At 71.5% G+C, this 17,192-nt stretch carries 21 protein-coding genes; 14 read left to right on the top strand and 7 right to left on the bottom strand.

The features are described 5' to 3' along the window. Nucleotides 1-21 precede the first annotated feature (21 nt). The 4 genes from pstC (at nt 22) to Asi02nite_RS01330 (ending at nt 4,999) form a co-directional block, all read left to right on the top strand. Nucleotides 22-1,140 (top strand): phosphate ABC transporter permease subunit PstC, encoded by a 1,119-nt coding sequence (pstC, locus tag Asi02nite_RS01345; protein WP_203710192.1) that lies wholly within the window; start codon nt 22-24, stop codon nt 1,138-1,140. Further along, nucleotides 1,137-2,213 carry a phosphate ABC transporter permease PstA gene (gene pstA, locus Asi02nite_RS01340; RefSeq protein ID WP_203710191.1) on the top strand — a complete coding sequence of 359 codons (1,077 nt, stop codon included), beginning with the start codon at nt 1,137-1,139 and terminating at the stop codon, nt 2,211-2,213. The genes pstC and pstA overlap by 4 nt, the downstream gene beginning before the upstream one ends. Nucleotides 2,214-2,230: 17 nt before the next feature. After that, nucleotides 2,231-3,007 carry a phosphate ABC transporter ATP-binding protein PstB gene (gene pstB / locus Asi02nite_RS01335; RefSeq protein WP_203710190.1) on the top strand — a complete coding sequence of 259 codons (777 nt, stop codon included), beginning with the start codon at nt 2,231-2,233 and terminating at the stop codon, nt 3,005-3,007. A gap of 105 nt (nt 3,008-3,112) precedes the next feature. Continuing rightward, nucleotides 3,113-4,999, top strand: coding sequence for a sensor histidine kinase (locus Asi02nite_RS01330; RefSeq protein ID WP_203710189.1), 1,887 nt, complete (start codon nt 3,113-3,115; stop codon nt 4,997-4,999). Here the strand turns inward: Asi02nite_RS01330 and Asi02nite_RS01325 are convergent. Then, nucleotides 4,886-5,479 carry a response regulator transcription factor gene (locus Asi02nite_RS01325; protein ID WP_239126386.1) on the bottom strand — a complete coding sequence of 198 codons (594 nt, stop codon included), beginning with the start codon at nt 5,477-5,479 and terminating at the stop codon, nt 4,886-4,888. The genes Asi02nite_RS01330 and Asi02nite_RS01325 overlap by 114 nt on opposite strands. Nucleotides 5,480-5,597: 118 nt before the next feature. On the opposite strand from Asi02nite_RS01325, the gene Asi02nite_RS01320 reads away from it, so the two are divergent. After that, nucleotides 5,598-6,179, top strand: coding sequence for a dihydrofolate reductase family protein (locus Asi02nite_RS01320; protein ID WP_203710187.1), 582 nt, complete (start codon nt 5,598-5,600; stop codon nt 6,177-6,179). Here the strand turns inward: Asi02nite_RS01320 and Asi02nite_RS01315 are convergent. Continuing rightward, nucleotides 6,138-6,731 (bottom strand): heme-binding beta-barrel domain-containing protein, encoded by a 594-nt coding sequence (locus tag Asi02nite_RS01315; RefSeq protein ID WP_203710231.1) that lies wholly within the window; start codon nt 6,729-6,731, stop codon nt 6,138-6,140. The genes Asi02nite_RS01320 and Asi02nite_RS01315 overlap by 42 nt on opposite strands. After that, nucleotides 6,728-6,832, bottom strand: coding sequence for a small membrane protein MtfM (gene mtfM / locus Asi02nite_RS42230; protein ID WP_275408206.1), 105 nt, complete (start codon nt 6,830-6,832; stop codon nt 6,728-6,730). The genes Asi02nite_RS01315 and mtfM overlap by 4 nt, the downstream gene beginning before the upstream one ends. A gap of 23 nt (nt 6,833-6,855) precedes the next feature. On the opposite strand from mtfM, the gene Asi02nite_RS01310 reads away from it, so the two are divergent. Together Asi02nite_RS01310 and Asi02nite_RS01305 are read left to right on the top strand one after the other, a co-directional pair. Next, nucleotides 6,856-7,218 carry a DsrE family protein gene (locus Asi02nite_RS01310; protein ID WP_203710186.1) on the top strand — a complete coding sequence of 121 codons (363 nt, stop codon included), beginning with the start codon at nt 6,856-6,858 and terminating at the stop codon, nt 7,216-7,218. Then, complete coding sequence (locus tag Asi02nite_RS01305) at nt 7,218-7,844, top strand: SAM-dependent methyltransferase (RefSeq protein ID WP_203710185.1); 627 nt, start codon at nt 7,218-7,220, stop codon at nt 7,842-7,844. Before Asi02nite_RS01310 ends, Asi02nite_RS01305 begins: the two co-directional genes overlap by 1 nt. Before the next feature lie 172 nt (nt 7,845-8,016). Here the strand turns inward: Asi02nite_RS01305 and Asi02nite_RS01300 are convergent, their stop codons facing one another. Further along, nucleotides 8,017-9,450, bottom strand: coding sequence for an MFS transporter (locus Asi02nite_RS01300; protein WP_239126385.1), 1,434 nt, complete (start codon nt 9,448-9,450; stop codon nt 8,017-8,019). Nucleotides 9,451-9,589: 139 nt separating this feature from the next. Here Asi02nite_RS01300 and Asi02nite_RS01295 point away from each other — a divergent pair, with 139 nt between their 5' ends. From Asi02nite_RS01295 to Asi02nite_RS01265, 7 genes are all read left to right on the top strand, one after another. Next, nucleotides 9,590-10,234 carry a TetR/AcrR family transcriptional regulator gene (locus Asi02nite_RS01295; RefSeq protein WP_203710183.1) on the top strand — a complete coding sequence of 215 codons (645 nt, stop codon included), beginning with the start codon at nt 9,590-9,592 and terminating at the stop codon, nt 10,232-10,234. Nucleotides 10,235-10,256: 22 nt separating this feature from the next. Beyond that, nucleotides 10,257-10,685, top strand: coding sequence for a Fur family transcriptional regulator (locus tag Asi02nite_RS01290; protein ID WP_203710182.1), 429 nt, complete (start codon nt 10,257-10,259; stop codon nt 10,683-10,685). Further along, complete coding sequence (gene ygfZ / locus Asi02nite_RS01285; RefSeq protein WP_203710181.1) at nt 10,682-11,767, top strand: CAF17-like 4Fe-4S cluster assembly/insertion protein YgfZ; 1,086 nt, start codon at nt 10,682-10,684, stop codon at nt 11,765-11,767. The genes Asi02nite_RS01290 and ygfZ overlap by 4 nt, the downstream gene beginning before the upstream one ends. Before the next feature lie 22 nt (nt 11,768-11,789). Then, on the top strand, nt 11,790-12,629 hold the full coding sequence (locus Asi02nite_RS01280; protein ID WP_203710180.1) for a beta-keto acid cleavage family enzyme: 840 nt from the start codon (nt 11,790-11,792) through the stop codon (nt 12,627-12,629). A gap of 23 nt (nt 12,630-12,652) precedes the next feature. Then, complete coding sequence (locus Asi02nite_RS01275; protein ID WP_203710179.1) at nt 12,653-13,711, top strand: asparaginase; 1,059 nt, start codon at nt 12,653-12,655, stop codon at nt 13,709-13,711. A 72-nt stretch (nt 13,712-13,783) separates the two neighbouring features. After that, entirely contained in the window at nt 13,784-14,392 is a 609-nt protein-coding gene (locus Asi02nite_RS01270) for a helix-turn-helix domain-containing protein (RefSeq protein ID WP_203710178.1), read from the top strand. Next, nucleotides 14,392-14,967 (top strand): hypothetical protein, encoded by a 576-nt coding sequence (locus tag Asi02nite_RS01265; protein WP_239126384.1) that lies wholly within the window; start codon nt 14,392-14,394, stop codon nt 14,965-14,967. Before Asi02nite_RS01270 ends, Asi02nite_RS01265 begins: the two co-directional genes overlap by 1 nt. 60 nt (nt 14,968-15,027) lie before the next feature. On the opposite strand, the gene Asi02nite_RS01260 is transcribed toward Asi02nite_RS01265, so the two are convergent. The 3 genes from Asi02nite_RS01260 to Asi02nite_RS01250 are packed head-to-tail and all read right to left on the bottom strand — an operon-like array spanning nt 15,028 to nt 16,984. Beyond that, nucleotides 15,028-15,765, bottom strand: a complete 738-nt coding sequence (locus Asi02nite_RS01260; protein WP_203710177.1) for an alanyl-tRNA editing protein — start codon at nt 15,763-15,765, stop codon at nt 15,028-15,030. A gap of 11 nt (nt 15,766-15,776) precedes the next feature. Continuing rightward, nucleotides 15,777-16,670 carry an alpha/beta fold hydrolase gene (locus Asi02nite_RS01255; protein WP_203710176.1) on the bottom strand — a complete coding sequence of 298 codons (894 nt, stop codon included), beginning with the start codon at nt 16,668-16,670 and terminating at the stop codon, nt 15,777-15,779. Next, complete coding sequence (locus Asi02nite_RS01250; protein WP_203710175.1) at nt 16,667-16,984, bottom strand: DUF2516 family protein; 318 nt, start codon at nt 16,982-16,984, stop codon at nt 16,667-16,669. Before Asi02nite_RS01250 ends, Asi02nite_RS01255 begins: the two co-directional genes overlap by 4 nt. Between the last annotated feature and the right edge of the window lie 208 nt (nt 16,985-17,192).

Genomic DNA, 17,192 nt, shown 5'->3' with positions numbered 1-17,192 from the left:
GAAGACGAAACGAGCGAGCAGATGGCCGACAGGCACTCCCGCTCGGCCGACGTCAACACCGGGGGGCCGGGCGTGACAAGCAGTCACGCCCGGCCCGTCGGTGCAACGGCGTCGACCGGCGTTCTCGACGGGCGGTCGGGCGGCGACGCTCCGGTGCCGCCGGACTTCCGCCACAACGGTGGCGCGCTCGGCGGCGGCGGGTCACTGCCGCGCCGCAAGGGCTTCGGGGCCGAGAACGCGTTCCGCGGTCTCACCCTCGCCGCGGGCACGATGGTGCTGGTCATCATCGTCGCCATCACCGTCTTCCTGATCGCCAGGGCGGTGCCCGCACTCCAGGCCAACGAGGCCAACTTCCTCACGACCAAGGAGTGGTACGCCACCCAGACGCCGCCGCAGTTCGGCATCGCGGCCCTCGTCTGGGGCACCGTGGTCACCGCGGTGATCGCGCTGCTCGTGGCCGTGCCGATCGCGCTGGGCATCGCGCTCTGCCTGTCGCACTACGCCCACAAGCGGATCGCCACGATCCTCGGCTTCCTGATCGACCTGCTGGCCGCCGTCCCCAGTGTCGTCTACGGCCTGTGGGGAGTGATGGTCTTCATCAACCCGGTCAAGGACTTCTCCGTCTGGCTCAACAAGTACTTCTCGTGGCTGCCGTTCTTCAGCGGCGAAGCGCCGTACGGCCGCTCGCTGCTCCTCGGTGGCCTGGTGCTGGCGATCATGGTGCTGCCGATCGTCACCTCGCTGTCCCGCGAGGTGTTCATGCAGACGCCGACCGCCAACGAGGAGGCGGCGCTGGCGCTCGGCGCGACCAAGTGGGAGATGATCCGCACCGCGGTGATCCCCTACGGCCGCCCCGGCGTGATCGCCTCCGTGATGCTCGGCCTCGGCCGCGCGCTCGGCGAGACCATCGCGCTCGCGATGACGCTCGGCTTCCTCAACGTGATCTCGCTGGACGTCATCTCGAACGGTGGCAACTCGATCGCCGCCAACATCGCCAACGGCTTCGGTGAGGCCAACGAGATCGGCCGGGGCGCGCTCATCGCGTCCGGTCTGGTGCTGTTCACGATCACGCTCATCGTCAACATGATCGCCCGCGCGATCATCTACCGGCGTCGCGAGTTCACGGAGTCCGCCGCATGAGCACGACCACGTTGCCCGCTCCGGGCCAGAGCCCGACGCTGCACACCAAGCGGCTGCCGGCCGTCGCGTTCCTCGGCATCGCCGTCGTCGCGCTCGGCGTCTCGGCCGCGATCTGCTACGGCGCCGGCATCGGTGGCTGGGTGCTCACCCTGGTCCTCGGCCTCATCCTCTACATGGTCGGCGTCTACTTCGCGGTTCGCGCCGTCGAGGGCGCCCGGTCCGCGCGCAACCGCACCTGGAGCGCGCTGATCCACTCGGCCTTCGTGCTCGCGGTGCTGCCCCTGGCCTCCGTGACCTGGACGCTGATCTCCAAGGGCATGGAGCGGTTCGACGGCGACTTCTTCAACGCGTCGATGAACAACATCGGCGCCCGCGACCCCAACGGTGGCGCCTACCACGCGATCATCGGCACGCTGGAGCAGGTCGGCATCGCCGCCGCGATCACGATCCCGCTGGGTGTGCTCGGTGCGATCTACATCGTCGAATACGGCCGGGGCCGGTTCACCTTCCTGATCCGGTTCTTCGTCGACGTCATGACCGGCATCCCGTCGATCGTCGCGGGTCTGTTCGTGCTGGCGTTCTGGGTGCTGATCGTGTCGCCGTGGTTCAACGACGGCGCTCCGGCCTTCTCCGGCTTCGCGGCCGCGTTGGCGTTGAGCGTGCTGATGTTGCCGACGATCGTGCGGTCGACCGAGGAGATGCTGCGCCTCGTGCCGGCTCCGCTGCGCGAGGGTTCGTACGCGCTGGGCGTACCCAAGTGGAAGACGATCCTCAAGATCGTCATTCCGACGGCCCTGCCCGGCATCGTCACCGGCATCATGCTGTCGATCGCCCGCGCGGCCGGCGAGACGGCCCCGGTGCTGCTGGTCGCCGGCGGCAGCGCCGCGATCAACTTCAACCCCTTCACGGGGCAGCAGGGTTCGCTGTCGCTGTTCGTCTTCCAGCAGGCCGGCGACGCCTCCCGGTTCGCGCCCGCCCGGGCCTGGACAGGAGCGCTCACCCTGGTGGCGCTCGTCCTCATCCTGACCATCGCGGCCAAGCTCCTCGCCCGCCGCAACCGCATCCCCCGCTAGATCTGAAGGACTGACAAATGGCCAAGCGTGTCGAAGCGACCGGGGTGACCGCCTACTACGGTTCGTTCAAGGCGATCGACAACATCAACCTGAGCGTCGAGCCGAAGACGGTGACCGCGCTGATCGGGCCGTCGGGCTGCGGCAAGTCGACGTTCCTGCGCTCGATCAACCGGATGCACGAGGTCCTGCCGGGTGCGCGCGTCGAGGGCAAGCTGACGATCGACTCCGAGAACATCTACGACAAGGACGTCGACGTCACCGCGGTCCGCCGCATGATCGGGATGGTCTTCCAGCGCCCCAACCCGTTCCCCACGATGTCGATCTTCGACAACGTGGTCGCGGGCCTCAAGCTCAACGGCGTGCGCCGCAAGTCGGTGCTCGAGGACGCCGCCGAGAAGGCGCTGCGTTCCGCGAACCTGTGGGACGAGGTCAAGGACCGTCTCGGCAAGCCCGGCGCGGGCCTGTCGGGCGGCCAGCAGCAGCGGCTCTGCATCGCCCGCACGATCGCGGTCGAGCCGCAGGTGGTCCTGATGGACGAGCCGTGCTCGGCCCTCGACCCGATCTCGACGCTGGCGATCGAGGACCTGATGTTCAAGCTGAAGGACCGCTACACGATCATCATCGTCACTCACAACATGCAGCAGGCGGCCCGCGTCTCGGACCGCACGGCCTTCTTCTCGATCGAGCGCACCGGTGACCCGGGCCGCCTCATCGAATACGACTCGACCCAGAAGATCTTCAGCAACCCGGGTCAGAAGAAGACCGAGGACTACATCACGGGCCGCTTCGGCTGACCCGCGCTCGATAGGATCCCGGCACCGCCGACCGGCGTGCCGGGATCCTTCGCATACGGGGACGTGATGGCCCACCCGGAGCTTCTGCTCGCCAGGCTCGCCGCCATGGCCCTCGCGCTGGGGTTCGGCTTCGGCGGCCTCGTCGGCATCCTCGACAGCGGCCACCCGATCGCCGCGGTGGCCCTGCTCGCCGCCCTGGTGCTGCTGCACCTGCGCAACTGCGTCCGGCCGCCGGACGGCCGCCGGCCCGCCGGCTGGCGGTGGACCCTGGCGGCCCAGGCGGTGTTGACGGCCGTCGGCATGATCTGGTTCGCCGGCACCTGGTACGGCAACTCCGGCTTCCTGGCCGCCGCCGTGCTGCTGCTCGTCCGCCCGCCGCGCCTGGCCTGGGCCGGCTTCGGGCTCGTGGTGGCCGCCCAGTTCGTCGCCGCCCTGCCGGTCCGCCCGACCGTCGGTGAGGCCCTCTATCTCGCGGTCGGCCACGCGGCCTTCGTCGGGATCGCGCTGTACGCCGTCGCCCGCCTGGCCGACCTCGTCAGCGACGTCCGCGACACCACGCTCGCCCTGGCGGCGGCCGAGGTCGCCCGGGAACGGCTCGCCTTCGGGCGCGAGCTGAACGAGCGCGTCGGCGCGAGCCTGCGCGACCTGGTCGCCGACGGAGAGGCGATCCTGGCCCGCGCCGAGGGCGCCCGGCCCCGGCTCGACGCGGCGCTCGCGCGGGCCCGGACCGCCCTGAACGAGGCGCGCTCGGTCGCCCACGGCCACCGCGACGACGCCGGGTCGGCACCTCGCCGCGCGGCCGCCGACCTGGGCACGGGCAGCGTGGCGGCGCTGGGCATCGCGGCGATCGTGCTGATGATCGCCCCGACCGCGCTGCGCTACGCGGCCCGGGCCGACCTGTCCGCCGGCGAGTGGGCGTTGCTCGTCGCGGTCCTCGTCACCTTCGTCGCCCTTTACCTCTGGGCCTGCCTGCCGCCGCGGCCGCGCTGGTGGCTCCTGCCCGCCGCCGTCGCGCTGGCGACCGCCCCGCTCGCCGTCCTCGACTTCCAGGTCTGGCACGTCGCGTACTTCCTGCCGGGCCTGTCCCTGGTGCTGCTCCGCGGCCCGGTGCGCTGGGTCGTGAGCGTGCCGCTGATCGGCCTGGACGCGGTGCTCTATCTCTGGGACGCCAACCTGGGCGACCCGACCGTGCTCGGCCTCATCTACGAGGCGGTCTGGTCCGGCGAGCGGGCGCTGCTGGTGCTCGCCCTGGCCAGCATGGCCGGTCTCACCGCCCGCCTGGTGGCCGCGCGGGCGGAGCTGGCCCGGGCCGCGGTGGTGCACGAGCGGCTGCGGTTCGCCCGGGACCTGCACGACCTGTTCGGCTACAGCCTGTCGGTGCTGGTGCTCAAGAGCGAGCTCGCGGTGCGGTTGCTCGACCGCGACGCCGGCCGCGCGCGGGCCGAGCTGGCCGCGGGCGTCGAGGTGGCCCGGCAGGCGCTGGCCGAGCTGGAGTCGGTGGCGGTCGGATACCGCGCGATGACGGTGGAGGCCGAGTCCCGCACGGCCCGCGCGGTGCTGACCGACGCCGGGATCGAGGTCACCGGCGAGGTGGCGTCCGGGCCGCTGCACGAGGAGATCGACACGGTGCTGTCGATCGTGCTCCGCGAGGGCGTGACCAACCTGCTCCGGCACAGCACGGCCCGCCGGTGCCGGTTGACGCTCGAGCGCGGCCCCACGCAGGTCTGCTTGTCGCTGGTCAACGACGGCGCGGCGGGCACCTCCACGGGCGGGCGGGGCATGGGCCTGGACAACCTGGCCCGCCGCGTCGGCGCGGTCGGCGGCCGACTGTCCACGGTGTCCGAGGACGACGAGTTCCGGCTCGTCGTCACCGTGCCGCTAGAGCCAGCCCTGGTCGGTGGCGATGCGGATCGCGTCGACGCGGTTGCGGGCGTCCAGCCGGGTGATGGCCGACGAGAGGTAGTTGCGCACCGTACCCACGCTCAGGAATAGCGTTTCCGCGATCTCCTCGGGCCCGGCGCCGGTCGCGGCCAGGCGCAGCACGTCGATCTCGCGTGCGGGCAGCGGGTTGTCCGGCGTCTCCAGCGCCGCGAGGGCGAGCTGCGGGTCGATCACGCGTCCGCCGGCGGCCACCTCGCGGATCGCGTCCACGATGGTCCCCGGCACCGCGTGCTTGAGCAGGAAGCCCGCCGCACCGGCGGCCAGCGCGCGCCGCAGGTGACCGGGCCGGGTCAGCCCGGTGAGGATCACCGGGCGGCAGCCGGGCACCTGGTCGCGCAGCAGCTCCGCCGCCGAGATGCCGTCGAGCGCCGGCAGGTCGATGTCCAGCAACGCGACCTCGGGCCGCGCCTCCAGCGCGGCGGCGACGACCTCGTCGCCCCGCTCGACGGCGGCCACGACCGTGATGTCGTCCTCGAGCTCCAGCACGGCGGCCAGCGACTCGCGCAGCAGCCGGACGTCCTCGGCGATCATCACTCGGATCATGGTGTGAATTCCTCATACGGAGTCGCTGAGCGGCGCACTACCGGCCGATACCGCTGGACCGGAACTCTATCCACATCGGTTGACCAGCACTCGAAGGAGACGAACGATGCGCCGGATCATCGCCTCGACCTATGCCACGCTCGACGGGTTCATCGACAACCCGCACCTGTGGTCGATGCGGCACAACAGCCCCGACGCCATGGCGTACGCCCTCGATCTCGCCCTTGGTTGTGACGCCCTGCTGCTGGGCCGGGTGACCTACGAGGGCATGGCGCAGGCGTGGCCCGCGATGGGCGGCAACCCGTACGCGGACCACGTCAACAGCATCGCGAAGTACGCGGTCTCGTCGACCCTGCGCGAGCCCGCCGCCTGGAACAACTCCGCGATCATCCCGGGCGACCAGGTGCACAAAGCCGTGACCGACCTCAAGCACCAGCCGGGCAAGGACATCCTGATCTGGGGCAACGGCCGGCTCACCGACGACCTCGCCGCGCACGGCCTGCTCGACGAGTACCGCGTCTGGATCTATCCGGTCCTCAAGGGCAGCGGGGAGCCGCTGTTCCGGCCGGAGAGCGTCACGGCGCTCGCGCACGTCGGCACGACGACCTTCGCGTCGGGCGTGGTCGTGCTCACTTACCGCCCGGGCTCAGCCGCCGACGCGGACGAGGCGGGCGGACAGGTGGGGTGACATCGGCTGGCCCAGCGCCGCCATGTCCTGGGCGTAGAGGAGAGCGCCCTCGACGATGCCGTAGAGCCGGTGCCCCGCCGTCACCTCCTTGGCCGTCGGCGCACGCAGGACAAGGTCCGTGGCCATCTCGACCCGGGTGCCGTCGATCTTGCCGATGTGCATCTCCATGATCCCGGTCGGTGTCGTGATCAGGACCTCGAGCTCACCGGTCGGCCGGCCGTCGACCAGCACCGGGCGCCACCACCCCGACTCGCGGCCGGCCGGCTTGACCGGGAGGTTCTCCTCGCTGATGACCCAGGCGCGGGACTCGTAGTAGAGGAACGGCCGGCCGTCATGGGTGATCTTGATTTCCTGGCCGTAGTCGAAGTCCTCGATCGTCGGGAACCCGCCCCGGCCGCGCCCGCGCCACAGGCCGATGTACGGCAGCAGGGGCTGCAGGGCCGGGTGCAGGTCCGGTCCCTCGCGGAGGTCGTAGGTCTCCACGAAGGGATACGGCTCCACCGGCGGGGCGTTGAGCCACGGCGGGGGAGCGATCGGGTTCTCGTCGGTCACCATCTGCCCCTTGCTACGCGTGCTGCCAGGTAGACCAGGCCACCGGCCAGCGCGCCGAAACCCGCCACCAGCAGGCTTACGAACCCGATCTCGGTCACCACGCGAACGATCCTATGCTGAGCCGATGGCTCGTACGTTGATCGTCAAGGTCACCGCCGGGGCGGACGCGCCGGAGCGGTGCGCTCAGGCCTTCACCGTCGCCGCGACGGCGGTTGCCGCCGGGGCCGACGTCTCATTGTGGCTGACCGGTGAATCGTCGTGGTTCGCGCTCCCCGGCCGGGCGGAGACGTTCGACCTGCCGCACTCGGCGCCGCTGCAGGACCTGCTCGCCGCGATCCTGGCCGCGGGCCGGGTGACGCTCTGCACCCAGTGCGCGGCCCGGCGCGAGATCACGGAATCCGACGTGATCGAGGGCGTACGCATCGCGGGCGCGGCGGCCTTCGTCGAAGAGGCCCTGGCCGACGGCGCGCAGGCGCTGGTCTACTGATGGGCCGCGACTGGGTCGACTGGCACAGCGGCTACGCGGACCCGGACTTCCGGCTCTCGCAACGCCTGCGCACGGTGCGGGAGCAGATCCGGCAGGCGCTCGACACGGCACCGCCCGGCCCGATCGCGGTCGTGAGCATGTGCGCGGGCGACGGCCGCGACCTGCTCGGCGTGCTCGCCGACCACCCGCGCGCCGCCGACGTCGACGCCCGGCTGGTCGAACTCGACCCGATCCTCGGCGAGCGGGCGCGGGCAGCCGCCGCGGACCTGCCCGCCCGCGTCGAGGTGGTCACGGGCGACGCGAGCTTCACCGACGCGTACGCCGGCGCGGTCCCGGCCCATCTCGCGTTGTTCTGCGGCGTCTTCGGCAACATCTCCGACGTCGACATCGCCGCGACGATCGCCGCCGCCCCGGAGTTCGTGGCGCCGGGCGGGGTCGTGATCTGGACCCGCCACCGGGAAGACCCGGACCTGGTGCCGCACATCCTCGACTGGTTCGCCGAGGCGCGCTTCGAGCCGCTCTTCGTCTCACCGAAGGACGCCGGCTACGGCGTGGGCGCCCACCGCTACACGGGCGAGGGCCGCCCGCTCACCCCGGGCCGCCGCCTCTTCACGTTCGAACGCTGACCCAAGATCAGGCCGGCAGCGGCGCATGGGTTCGCGACGCTTTGCTCTGCACCCATATCCGCACCACCCCGGTTGACCTGCGGTGCGTATATGGGTGCAGAGCAAAGCGGGGGCACAAAACACCGCGCCCTCCCCGAAATCGGGAAGGGCGCGGATAAAGAGCGCAGAACCGTCAGGCGCGGGCCTTGCGGGGGAGCAGGAAACCGAGCGCGAACGTCGCCGCCGTCAGGCCCAGGGTGATCAGCGTGACCCGCTCGACCCCGACGTCCAGGTGGCCGAAGAAGACCGTGCCCAGGACCGCCACGCCGAGCGCCGCGCCGAGTTGCTGCAGCGACTCCAGCATTCCGGACGCCGAGCCGACCTCGTGGTCGCGGACCTCGCCCATGATGATCCCGAACAGCGGCACGAAGATCATGCCCATCCCGATGCCGTAGAGCGCCAGCGGCGCGATCAGCCGGCCGACGCCGACGCCGCCGGAGAGCTGCAGCACCAGGTAGAAGCCCGCGATGCCCACCATCATCAGCGCCAGCCCGATGTGCAGGATCCGCCGGCCGAGGCGCACCAGCGCGCTGCCGAAGCCCGAGCCGACGAACGCGCCGACCGCCCACGCCGACATCGTCAGGCTGGCCTTCATCGGGCTGTGGCCGAGCACGAGCTGCAGGAACATCCCGACGGCCAGCGAGAAACCGGCGATGGCGCCGAAGAAGACGATCACGAAGAGCACACCCGACGTGTACGACCGGCGGGTGAAGACGCTCAGCTCGACCAGCGGGTGGCGGCCGGAGCCGGCCCGGCGGAGCTGGCGCAGCGCGAACATCACGAACACCGGCACCGCGGCGGCGACCATCGCGAACGACCACAGCGGCCAGCCCAGCTCGCGGCCCTGCACCAGCGGGTAGGCCACCAGCAGCATGCCGACCCCGGCGGTCACGGCGCCGGTCACGTCGAGGCGGGTGCGGGTCCGCGGGGTGCTCGCGACCGGCAGCGCGGCCCGCCCGGCCAGCAGCGCGAACAGGCCCAGCGGCACGTTGATCGCGAACACCATCCGCCAGCCGGTACCGAACAGGTCAGCGTCGATCAGCGCGCCGGCCACCACCGGGCCGAGGATCGTCGAGAAGCCGATGACCGGGCCGAACGCGCCGAACGCCTTGCCGATCTCGTGGGGCGGGAAGAGGTCCCGGAGCAGCCCGAAGCCCTGCGGGATCATGATCGCCGCGAACAGGCCCTGCACCACCCGGGCGACGATCAGGCTCTCCGGCGACCAGGCCACCGCGCACAGCAGCGACGCGATCACGAAGCCGACGACGCCGACCAGCAGCACCCGCCGGCGGCCGAACATGTCGCCGAGCCGCCCGCCGGTGAGCAGGCCGACCGCCAAGGCCAGCGTGTACGACGCCGCGATCCACTGCAGGCTCGTGTAGGTGCCGCCCAGCGACGCCTGGATCGCCGGGGCGCCGACGTTGACGACCGTCGTGTCGAGCAGGTTCATGATCGTCGCGGCCAGGATCGCGAACAGGCCGAGCCACTTGCGCGGGTGACCGGTCCGGGGCGTCGCGGCGGTCGCGGGAGGGCTGGTGACGGTGCGGTCGAGGACGTCGGTGCTCACGGCAACCTCCGAAGCGAAGCGGATCGGAATGAACTGTTCCGCTAGCAACATAGCAGAGCGGAACGATCCGTTCCAGAGGTATGGGCCAGGAAAACAGAACAGAACTCTTCGTTCCGCGTACGTGGTAACGTCAGGTGTCATGACCACCGTCCCGCTCAGCGGCCGGCGCGCTCAGGCCGCACGCAACGACGCCGTGATCCTCGACGCGGCGCGCGAGGTGTTCGTGGCCGATCCGGCCGCCCCCATCGCCGCCGTCGCACACAAGGCCGGTGTCGGGATCAGCGCGCTCTACCGGCGCTACCCGAGCAAGGAGGAGTTGCTCTCCAAGCTCTGTCTCGACGGCCTGCTGATCTACGTGGGCATCGCCGAGGAGGCCAACGCCGCCCTCGACGCCGGTGCCGACCCCGCCGAGACGTTCGTGACGTTCATGCGCCGGGTCATCGACGCCGACACCCACTCGCTGACCCAGAAGCTGGCGGGCACCTTCCAGCCGACCGACGAGCACAACGAGGCCGCCCAACACGCGGGCCGGCTCAACACGCACCTGGTCGAGCGGCTGCACGAGGCGCGGGTCGTCCGGCCCGACATGGCGGTCGCCGACCTCGGGCTGGTCTTCGAGATGATCGCCGTGATCCGGTTCGGCGACGACGAGCGCCGCTCCCAGCTCCGGCACCGCTACCTGGCCCTGCTCCTGGCCGGCCTGCTCCTGCCCGACGCCGCGCCGCTGCCGGGCCCTGCCCCCTTCCCTGGCGAGTTCGCCGGTCGCTGGGTCAAGAAGGATTAGCCGGGCGAACTATCATGCGAAGGTGTCGGACACCTCGCTTGCTGAAGTCCTCCGGGCGCGGGGGCTGCGGCTGACCGCGCAACGGCAACTCGTGCTCGAAGCCGTCTACGACCTGGGGCACGCCACGCCCGAGCAGGTGCACAACGCCGTCCGCGAGACCGCCGCCGGTGTGAACATCACCACGATCTACCGCACCCTGGAACTGCTCGAGGACCTCGGGCTGGTTACCCATACGCACCTCTCGCACGGGTCACCGACCTACCACGCCGCCGGTGGCCACCAGCACGTCCACCTGGTGTGCCGGTCGTGCGGCGAGGTGCAGGAGATCGATCCGTCGGTGCTGCAGCCGCTGGTGGACCAGCTTGCGGCGGAGCGCGGGTTCCGGGTCGACGTCGGGCACGTGGCGCTGTTCGGCGACTGCGGCGGATGTGAGGGGCAGGACCAGGCATGATCGACGCACCCGGTGCGATCGCGGTCGAGGCGATCGACGAGGAGAGCCCCGACGCCGGGGTGGCCGCCCACTACGGCGACCCGGTCCGCGAGCAACGCCTGCTCGCCACCGACGTCGGCCTGGTCGACCGGTCCAACCGGGGCGTCATCGCCGTGCCGGGCGAGGAGCGGGCCTCCTGGCTGCACACCCTGACCACCCAGCACCTCGCCGAGCTGACCGCGGGCCAGGGCAGCGAGCTGCTCGTGCTCTCGCCGCACGGGCACGTCGAGCAGCACGCGTTGGTCGCCGAGGACGGCGCCACCACCTGGCTCGACACGGAGCCGGGCGCGACCGCCGGCCTGCTCAAATATCTCGAGATGATGCGGTTCTTCTCCAAGGTCGACCCGCGCGACGCCACCGCCGACTACGCGATGTTCGCCCTGGTGGGCCCGCGCGCGGTCGAGGCGGCCGCAACCCTCGACCCGAGCCTCGCCGACCTGCGCGCCCCCGACGCCCTGCCCGTGCCGGGCGCCAAGTTCACCAAGGGCGACGCCCCCGACCGGCCGACGACCGTCTACGACGTGCGTGAGCTGCCCGACGGCGGCTGGGCCCGGCGCACCGCGCTCGGCGTCGACGTCCTCGTGCCCCGCGACCAGTTCGCGGCGACCACCCGGAGGCTCCTCGACGCGGGCATCGCACCCGCCGGCCTCTGGGCCTACGAGGCCATCCGGGTCGAGCACCGGATCCCGCGGCTCGGCTGGGAGACCGACCACCGCACGATCCCGGCGGAGGTCGACCTGGTCGCTCCGGCCGTGCACCTCGACAAGGGCTGCTACCGCGGCCAGGAGACGGTCGCCCGGGTCCACCACCTCGGCCGCCCGCCGCGCCGCCTGGTGCTGATCCACCTCGACGGCGTGAGCACCGACCAGCCGCCGGCCCGGGGCACCGAGGTGACGGTCGACGGCCGCACGGTCGGCTTCGTCGGCACGGCCGTCCGCCACCACGAGCTCGGCGCGGTCGCCCTGGCCGTCCTCAAGCGCAACGTCGCCGACGACGCCTCGCTGCACGTCGGCGAGTCCACGGCCGCGATCGACCTCGGGTAAGCACCGGTTCTAGGATCGCGCCATGACAACAACGACGTTGATCACGGTGGCGCCGACCGGGGCCGAGTCGACCAAGGCCGACGTGCCCGCCCTGCCCGTCACCATCGACGAGCTGGTGGTGACGGCCAAGGAGTGCGCCGCCCTCGGCGCGTCGGTGATCCACGTGCACATCCGGGACGAGCACACCCGGCCCACGCTCGACCTGGGCCGGCTGCGCGACACCGTCACCGCCCTGCGCGAGTCGACCGACCTCGTCGTGCAGCTCTCCAGCGGCGGCGCGGTCACCGACCCCGAGGCCGACCGGCTGCGCGTGCTCGACGCGGCACCTGACATGGCCTCCTGCACGATGGGCACGGTCAACTTCGGCGACGATGTCTTCCTCAACCGCTGGGAGTTCATCGTCGACCTGCACACCCGGATGCAGGAGCGCGGCATCGTCCCGGAGTACGAGATCTTCGACCTCGGCCACCTCGCCGCCCTCGAACGGCTGCTCGGCAAGCACGGGCTGCCGGCCGGCGGGCACGTGCACGTCGACTTCGTGATGGGCGTGCCGGGCGGCATGCCGGGCACCACCGCGGCCCTCGTCTCCTGCGTCAACGAGCTGCGCAACCTGCCCGCCGGCACGACCTTCTCGGCCACTGGCATCGGCCGCACGACCATCCCGGTGATGCTCGCCTCGCTGTCGGCGGGCGGCCACCTGCGGGTCGGCATGGAGGACACGATCTCCTACGCGAAGGGCCGCCCGGTCGAGTCCAACATGCAGCTCGTCGCCCGCGCGGTCGGCTTCGCGCAGCTCGCCCAGCGCCCGCCGATGACGCCGCTCGACGCGCGTGACCTGCTGGGTCTCCAGACGAGCAAATGATCAACAGGGGTACGGTCGCAGCCATGGGCAAGTTCTACGAAGGCGGCGTACGCCTGACCGAGGTCGTCCGCTCCGGCTTCCCGGAGGGCTACCACCTCGGCTCGGTGGTGGTGCTCGACGCCGCGGGCAACACCGTCGCCGCCGCTGGTGACGTCGAGTCGCCGATGTTCCCGCGTTCGTCCAACAAGCCGATGCAGGCCGTCGGCATGCTCCGCGCGGGGCTGCGGCTGACCGACCCGGCGGACCTGGCCCTCGTCTGCGCCAGCCACTGGGGGCAGGACATCCACGTCACCCGGGCCGGGGCGATGCTGCGCTCCGCCGGCCTGGACGAGTCGGCCCTGCGCTGTCCGCCGGACATGCCCCTCGACCCCGAAGCGGCGGCCGACGTGATCCGGGCCGGCGGCGGCCCCGCCCGGATCCAGATGAACTGCTCCGGCAAGCACAGCGGCATGCTGCTCACCTGCGTGGCGGCGGGCTGGCCGACCGAGGGCTACCTGCTGCCGGAGCACCCGCTGCAGCAGGCGATCGCCGCCGCCGTGGCCGACATCGCCGGCGAGGAGATCGTGGCCTCCGCGACCGACGGTTGCGGCGCACCGCTGCTCGGCATGTCCCTGACCGCCCTGGCCCGGTCGTTCGGCCGCATGGTCGGGCAGGAGCCGGCGGGACCGGTCGCGGCCACGCCGCACGCCCGCTCGGGCGCGCTCGCCGACGGGCCGAGCGGCAGCGACCACCTCGAGGCGGTCGCCCATGGGTCGAGCGACAGCGACTTGAGGACGGTCGCCGACGCCATGCGGGCCCACCCCGAGCTGGTCTCCGGTCGGGGAACGACCGAGCACCGCCTGATGACCGCCGTACCCGGGATGCTCGTGAAGGCCGGCGCCGAAGGCGTCATGGCCGTCGCGGTGCCGGGTGCCGGCGCCGTCGCGATCAAGATGGACGACGGTGCCCACCGCGGCAACCGCCCGGTGCTGGTCTCCGCGCTGCGCCGGATCGGCGTCACCGGAGACGCCCTGGAGCAGGCCGCCGACGTGCCCGTGCTGGGTGGCGGCGAGCGGGTCGGGGAGCTGCGCAGCCTCTGGTGACGGCTGTCACATTGCTAACTGCGGTTAGCGTTTCGCTTGCAGGAGCTAGCAAGCGGCGCTAGCGTTTTTGGCATGCCCTCGAAGGATCTGCCCCGCGACGTGGGGGGCTTCATCCGCGATCTGCGGCGCAACGCGCAGATCTCGCTCCGCCAGCTCGCCGAGCAGGCGGGTGTCAGCAACCCCTACCTGAGCCAGGTCGAGCGCGGGCTGCGCAAGCCCAGCGCCGAGGTGCTCCAGCAGCTCGCCAGCGCCCTGCGGGTCTCCACACCGGTGATGTACCTGCGCGCCGGCCTGCTCGAGGAGAAGGAAGGCCAGGGCGTGCTCACCGCCATCGCCGCCGACTCCGACCTGACGATCGCCCAGAAGCAGTCGCTCAGCCAGATCTACGAGACGTTCCGCCGCGAGAACGCGCGGCACGCCGAAGCGGAGGCCGAGTCGGTCAAGCAGGCCGCCGCCGCGAGCGAGGCGGCCGCCGCGGCCGCGCGCGCCGCCGACGCCGCCGCCGAAGCGGCCGGTCGTGCCGCCGGTGGCCCCACGCAGGCCCCGACCGGCTGGCCCGGCGACGCGGAAGAAGCCACCCCACCACCGGCGGCGAAGAAGAGCGCCAAGCCGGTGGTCAAGAAAACGGCCAAGAAGGCCGTGAAGAAGGCGGCACCAAGGGCCGCCGAGGAGGAGAACTGATGTCCCAGCCGAAGACGACCCGCATCCCGGCCCCGTTGTACGCGGCCGCCGGCGCCGGGGAGATGGCCTACCGTCAGCTGCTCAAGCTGCCGACGTACGCCAACGACCTCAGCGACAAGGCCGCCAACAACGGCGCCGAGTGGCGCCAGCAGGTGATCACCACGACCACCGAGCTGCGCGACCGGGCCAGTGCGGCCTACCGGCAGGCCAACGAGCGCGCGGTCAAGCTGCGCCGCGAGGACCTCGACATCGACCGCCTGCGTGACCTGGCCATGCGCAACGCCGGCCAGTTCATCGTGACCGCGCAGGACCTGCAGGAGCGGGCGATCAAGTTCTACGGCGAGCTCATCGAGCGCGGCGAGAAGGTCGTGGGCACCGGCATCGTCGAGGCGGCCGACACCGTGCAGGCCGACATGATCGAGACCGGCAAGGAGACCCAGAAGCCGGTCGCGCCGAAGGCGGAGAGCAACGGTCACGGCAGCATCGCGACCGCCGAGTCCAAGCCGGTCGTCAAGAAGACGACGACGACCGCCCCCACCACCCCCGCGAAGAAGAACACCAACAGCACCAAGTGAACCGCTGAAAAGGGGACCGACCTGGCCGGGTCGGTCCCCTTTCGCGTACCCGCCGCCGGGTCAGTCGGCGATCCGGACCCGTACCCGCCGGTTCGCCTTGCCCTTGCTCTCGACCTTGACCACCTGGACCCGACCGATCGCCCGGGTCGACGCGACGTGGGTGCCGCCGTCGGCCTGCACGTCGAGGCCGACGATGTCGACGATGCGGATCTCCTGCTCGTCGGCGGGGATCAGGTTGGACTGGGTGCGGATGATGTCGGGCAGCGCCAGCGCCTCGGCCCGGGGCAGCACCTTGACCGCCACCGCGCGGTCGGCGGTCACCTCGGTGTTGACCAACTCCTCCAGTTTCGCCTTGAAGTCCGGCGGCACCTCCGGGAGGTTGAAGTCCATCCGGGCCTCGCCGGGCTCCATGTTGCCGCCGGTGACCAGCGCGCCGAAGTCGCGGAACACGACGCCGCACAGCACGTGCAGGCCCGAGTGGGTGCGCATGAGCATCGTCCGCCGGTCGTCCTCGACCGCGCCGGTGACGGCGGTGCCGGCCGGCGGCAGCGGGTCACCCTCGGCCGGCAGCAGGTAGAGGTCGTCGCCCTTGCGGGTGCCGACGATCCGGGTCTGCGTGCCCTGCCAGAGCAGGGTGCCGTGGTCCGGCGGCTGGCCGCCGCCACCCGGGTAGAAGGCCGAGCGGTCGAGGACGATGCCGTCCTCGGGCGACGAGTGCAGCACGGTGCACTCCCACTCGCGCAGCGTCGGGTCGATCAGGTCGAGGCGGTGTGTGCGGCCATGCTCGGAAACGCCCATGACCGGGCAGACTACTCCGGGGCGTTGAGAAAGTCGGAGATCCGGGTACGCAGGTCCGCGCGGTCCGTCCAGACCACTCCGGGCCGGTCGTAGACGTGCAGCGTGGCGTTCGGCAGCGCGCCCGCCAGCCGCTCGGCGACGTCGACCGGGTGCATCTCGTCGCCGACGCAGGCGATCACCAGCGCCCGGGCCATGACCGCCTGGAGCTTCGTCGCGTCGACGAGCGCCGTCTGCTCGGCCAGCGAGGCCAGGTCGGTGGCCAGGCCGTCGCGCATGAGCTGGTCGATCCGCTGGCGGAGGTAGGACCAGACCGCCGGGGTGCCGCGCAGGTGCGGCGGGATCTCCACCGAGATCGCGTCGGCGACCGCGGCCACGTCGCCGGCCTCGACCGCGGTGGCGAGGGCGGCCAGCCGGGCCTTGACCGCGGCCGGGCGGGGCAGGTCGAGCACCGCCGGCAGGAAGAAGACCACCCGGTCGAAGCGGTCCGGGCTGTCGGCGACCAGCCGGCTCAGCGCACCGGCGCCAAGGCTGACCCCGAGCGCCCGGGTCGCGCCGCTCAGGTCCGAGACGGCGCGCAGGTCACGGGCCAGATCGGCGTACGACCAGGGCCCGGGCGGCGCGTCGGAGCGGCCGTGGCCGCGGAACTGGAAGTAGACCTTGCGCCCCTCGACCGCGCTGCCCAGCGGGCGGGTGACCGCGATGCCGCTGGCCAGGCCGTGCGCGAACACGGTGGTCGGTGTGCCGGTGCCGGTGACCAGGCGCTCCAGCCGCACGCCGTGCGGGGTCGCGACGAGTTCCGTCTCGGGCTCGGGCAGCGTGGGGCGCCCGTTGCGTGGGGCGCTCGGGCCGGGGCCGTAGGTCCGCGGGCCGCCGTCCGGAGGCGGCGGCCAGCGGAAATCCCTCACCAGAAGCCTTTGCCGTCGGTGAGATCCTTGAGGCCGACGCGCACGTCGAGCAGATAGACGAGAGCCGCGCCGATGCCGATCAACCGGAACAGGCTGAACGTGCCGAACGACGGCAGCAGGGACAGCAGCAGGCAGATGCCGAGGATGGCGAGCCAGCCGCCCTTGGGGAGCGATCCGATCGCGGGGAACGCGTCGGTGCGTTGGGTCAGGCAGTGCACGAACGCCACACCGATCAGCACCAGCGAAAGAACCATGATCAATATACCGATGGCACCGACGACGTTGTCGTAAAAGATGGGCGCGCTGCTGGGCATGGTGTAACTCTACCGATGCCTGGACCTACGGTCGGCATGGAGAACCCGGGCAACCTTCTGTGGGCTGGGCTGGTTTCGTCTCAACGTGGTGCCGCTATCGAGACGACTGGATGGGCAGGCGCGGGTAAGTAGGTCGAATCAGCCGTCGTTCGTGGTCGCCTATCTGTCGATGCCGGCCGCTGGCCGCATCTCGTGTCCCGTTGGTTCC

The organism is Asanoa siamensis (assembly GCF_016862555.1).
Taxonomy (GTDB): Bacteria; Actinomycetota; Actinomycetes; order Mycobacteriales; family Micromonosporaceae; genus Asanoa; species Asanoa siamensis.
This window is presented reverse-complemented; position numbering and strand designations above follow the sequence as displayed.

Coding starts and splice junctions, on each gene's coding strand:
- pstC (WP_203710192.1), top strand. CDS start 22: ATGGCCGACAGGCACTCCCGCTCGGCCGACGTCAACACCGGGGGGCCG.
- pstA (WP_203710191.1), top strand. CDS start 1,137: ATGAGCACGACCACGTTGCCCGCTCCGGGCCAGAGCCCGACGCTGCAC.
- pstB (WP_203710190.1), top strand. CDS start 2,231: ATGGCCAAGCGTGTCGAAGCGACCGGGGTGACCGCCTACTACGGTTCG.
- Asi02nite_RS01330 (WP_203710189.1), top strand. CDS start 3,113: ATGGCCCTCGCGCTGGGGTTCGGCTTCGGCGGCCTCGTCGGCATCCTC.
- Asi02nite_RS01325 (WP_239126386.1), bottom strand. CDS start 5,479: ATGATCGCCGAGGACGTCCGGCTGCTGCGCGAGTCGCTGGCCGCCGTG.
- Asi02nite_RS01320 (WP_203710187.1), top strand. CDS start 5,598: ATGCGCCGGATCATCGCCTCGACCTATGCCACGCTCGACGGGTTCATC.
- Asi02nite_RS01310 (WP_203710186.1), top strand. CDS start 6,856: ATGGCTCGTACGTTGATCGTCAAGGTCACCGCCGGGGCGGACGCGCCG.
- Asi02nite_RS01305 (WP_203710185.1), top strand. CDS start 7,218: ATGGGCCGCGACTGGGTCGACTGGCACAGCGGCTACGCGGACCCGGAC.
- Asi02nite_RS01295 (WP_203710183.1), top strand. CDS start 9,590: ATGACCACCGTCCCGCTCAGCGGCCGGCGCGCTCAGGCCGCACGCAAC.
- ygfZ (WP_203710181.1), top strand. CDS start 10,682: ATGATCGACGCACCCGGTGCGATCGCGGTCGAGGCGATCGACGAGGAG.
- Asi02nite_RS01280 (WP_203710180.1), top strand. CDS start 11,790: ATGACAACAACGACGTTGATCACGGTGGCGCCGACCGGGGCCGAGTCG.
- Asi02nite_RS01275 (WP_203710179.1), top strand. CDS start 12,653: ATGGGCAAGTTCTACGAAGGCGGCGTACGCCTGACCGAGGTCGTCCGC.
- Asi02nite_RS01270 (WP_203710178.1), top strand. CDS start 13,784: ATGCCCTCGAAGGATCTGCCCCGCGACGTGGGGGGCTTCATCCGCGAT.
- Asi02nite_RS01265 (WP_239126384.1), top strand. CDS start 14,392: ATGTCCCAGCCGAAGACGACCCGCATCCCGGCCCCGTTGTACGCGGCC.
- Asi02nite_RS01260 (WP_203710177.1), bottom strand. CDS start 15,765: ATGGGCGTTTCCGAGCATGGCCGCACACACCGCCTCGACCTGATCGAC.
- Asi02nite_RS01250 (WP_203710175.1), bottom strand. CDS start 16,984: ATGCCCAGCAGCGCGCCCATCTTTTACGACAACGTCGTCGGTGCCATC.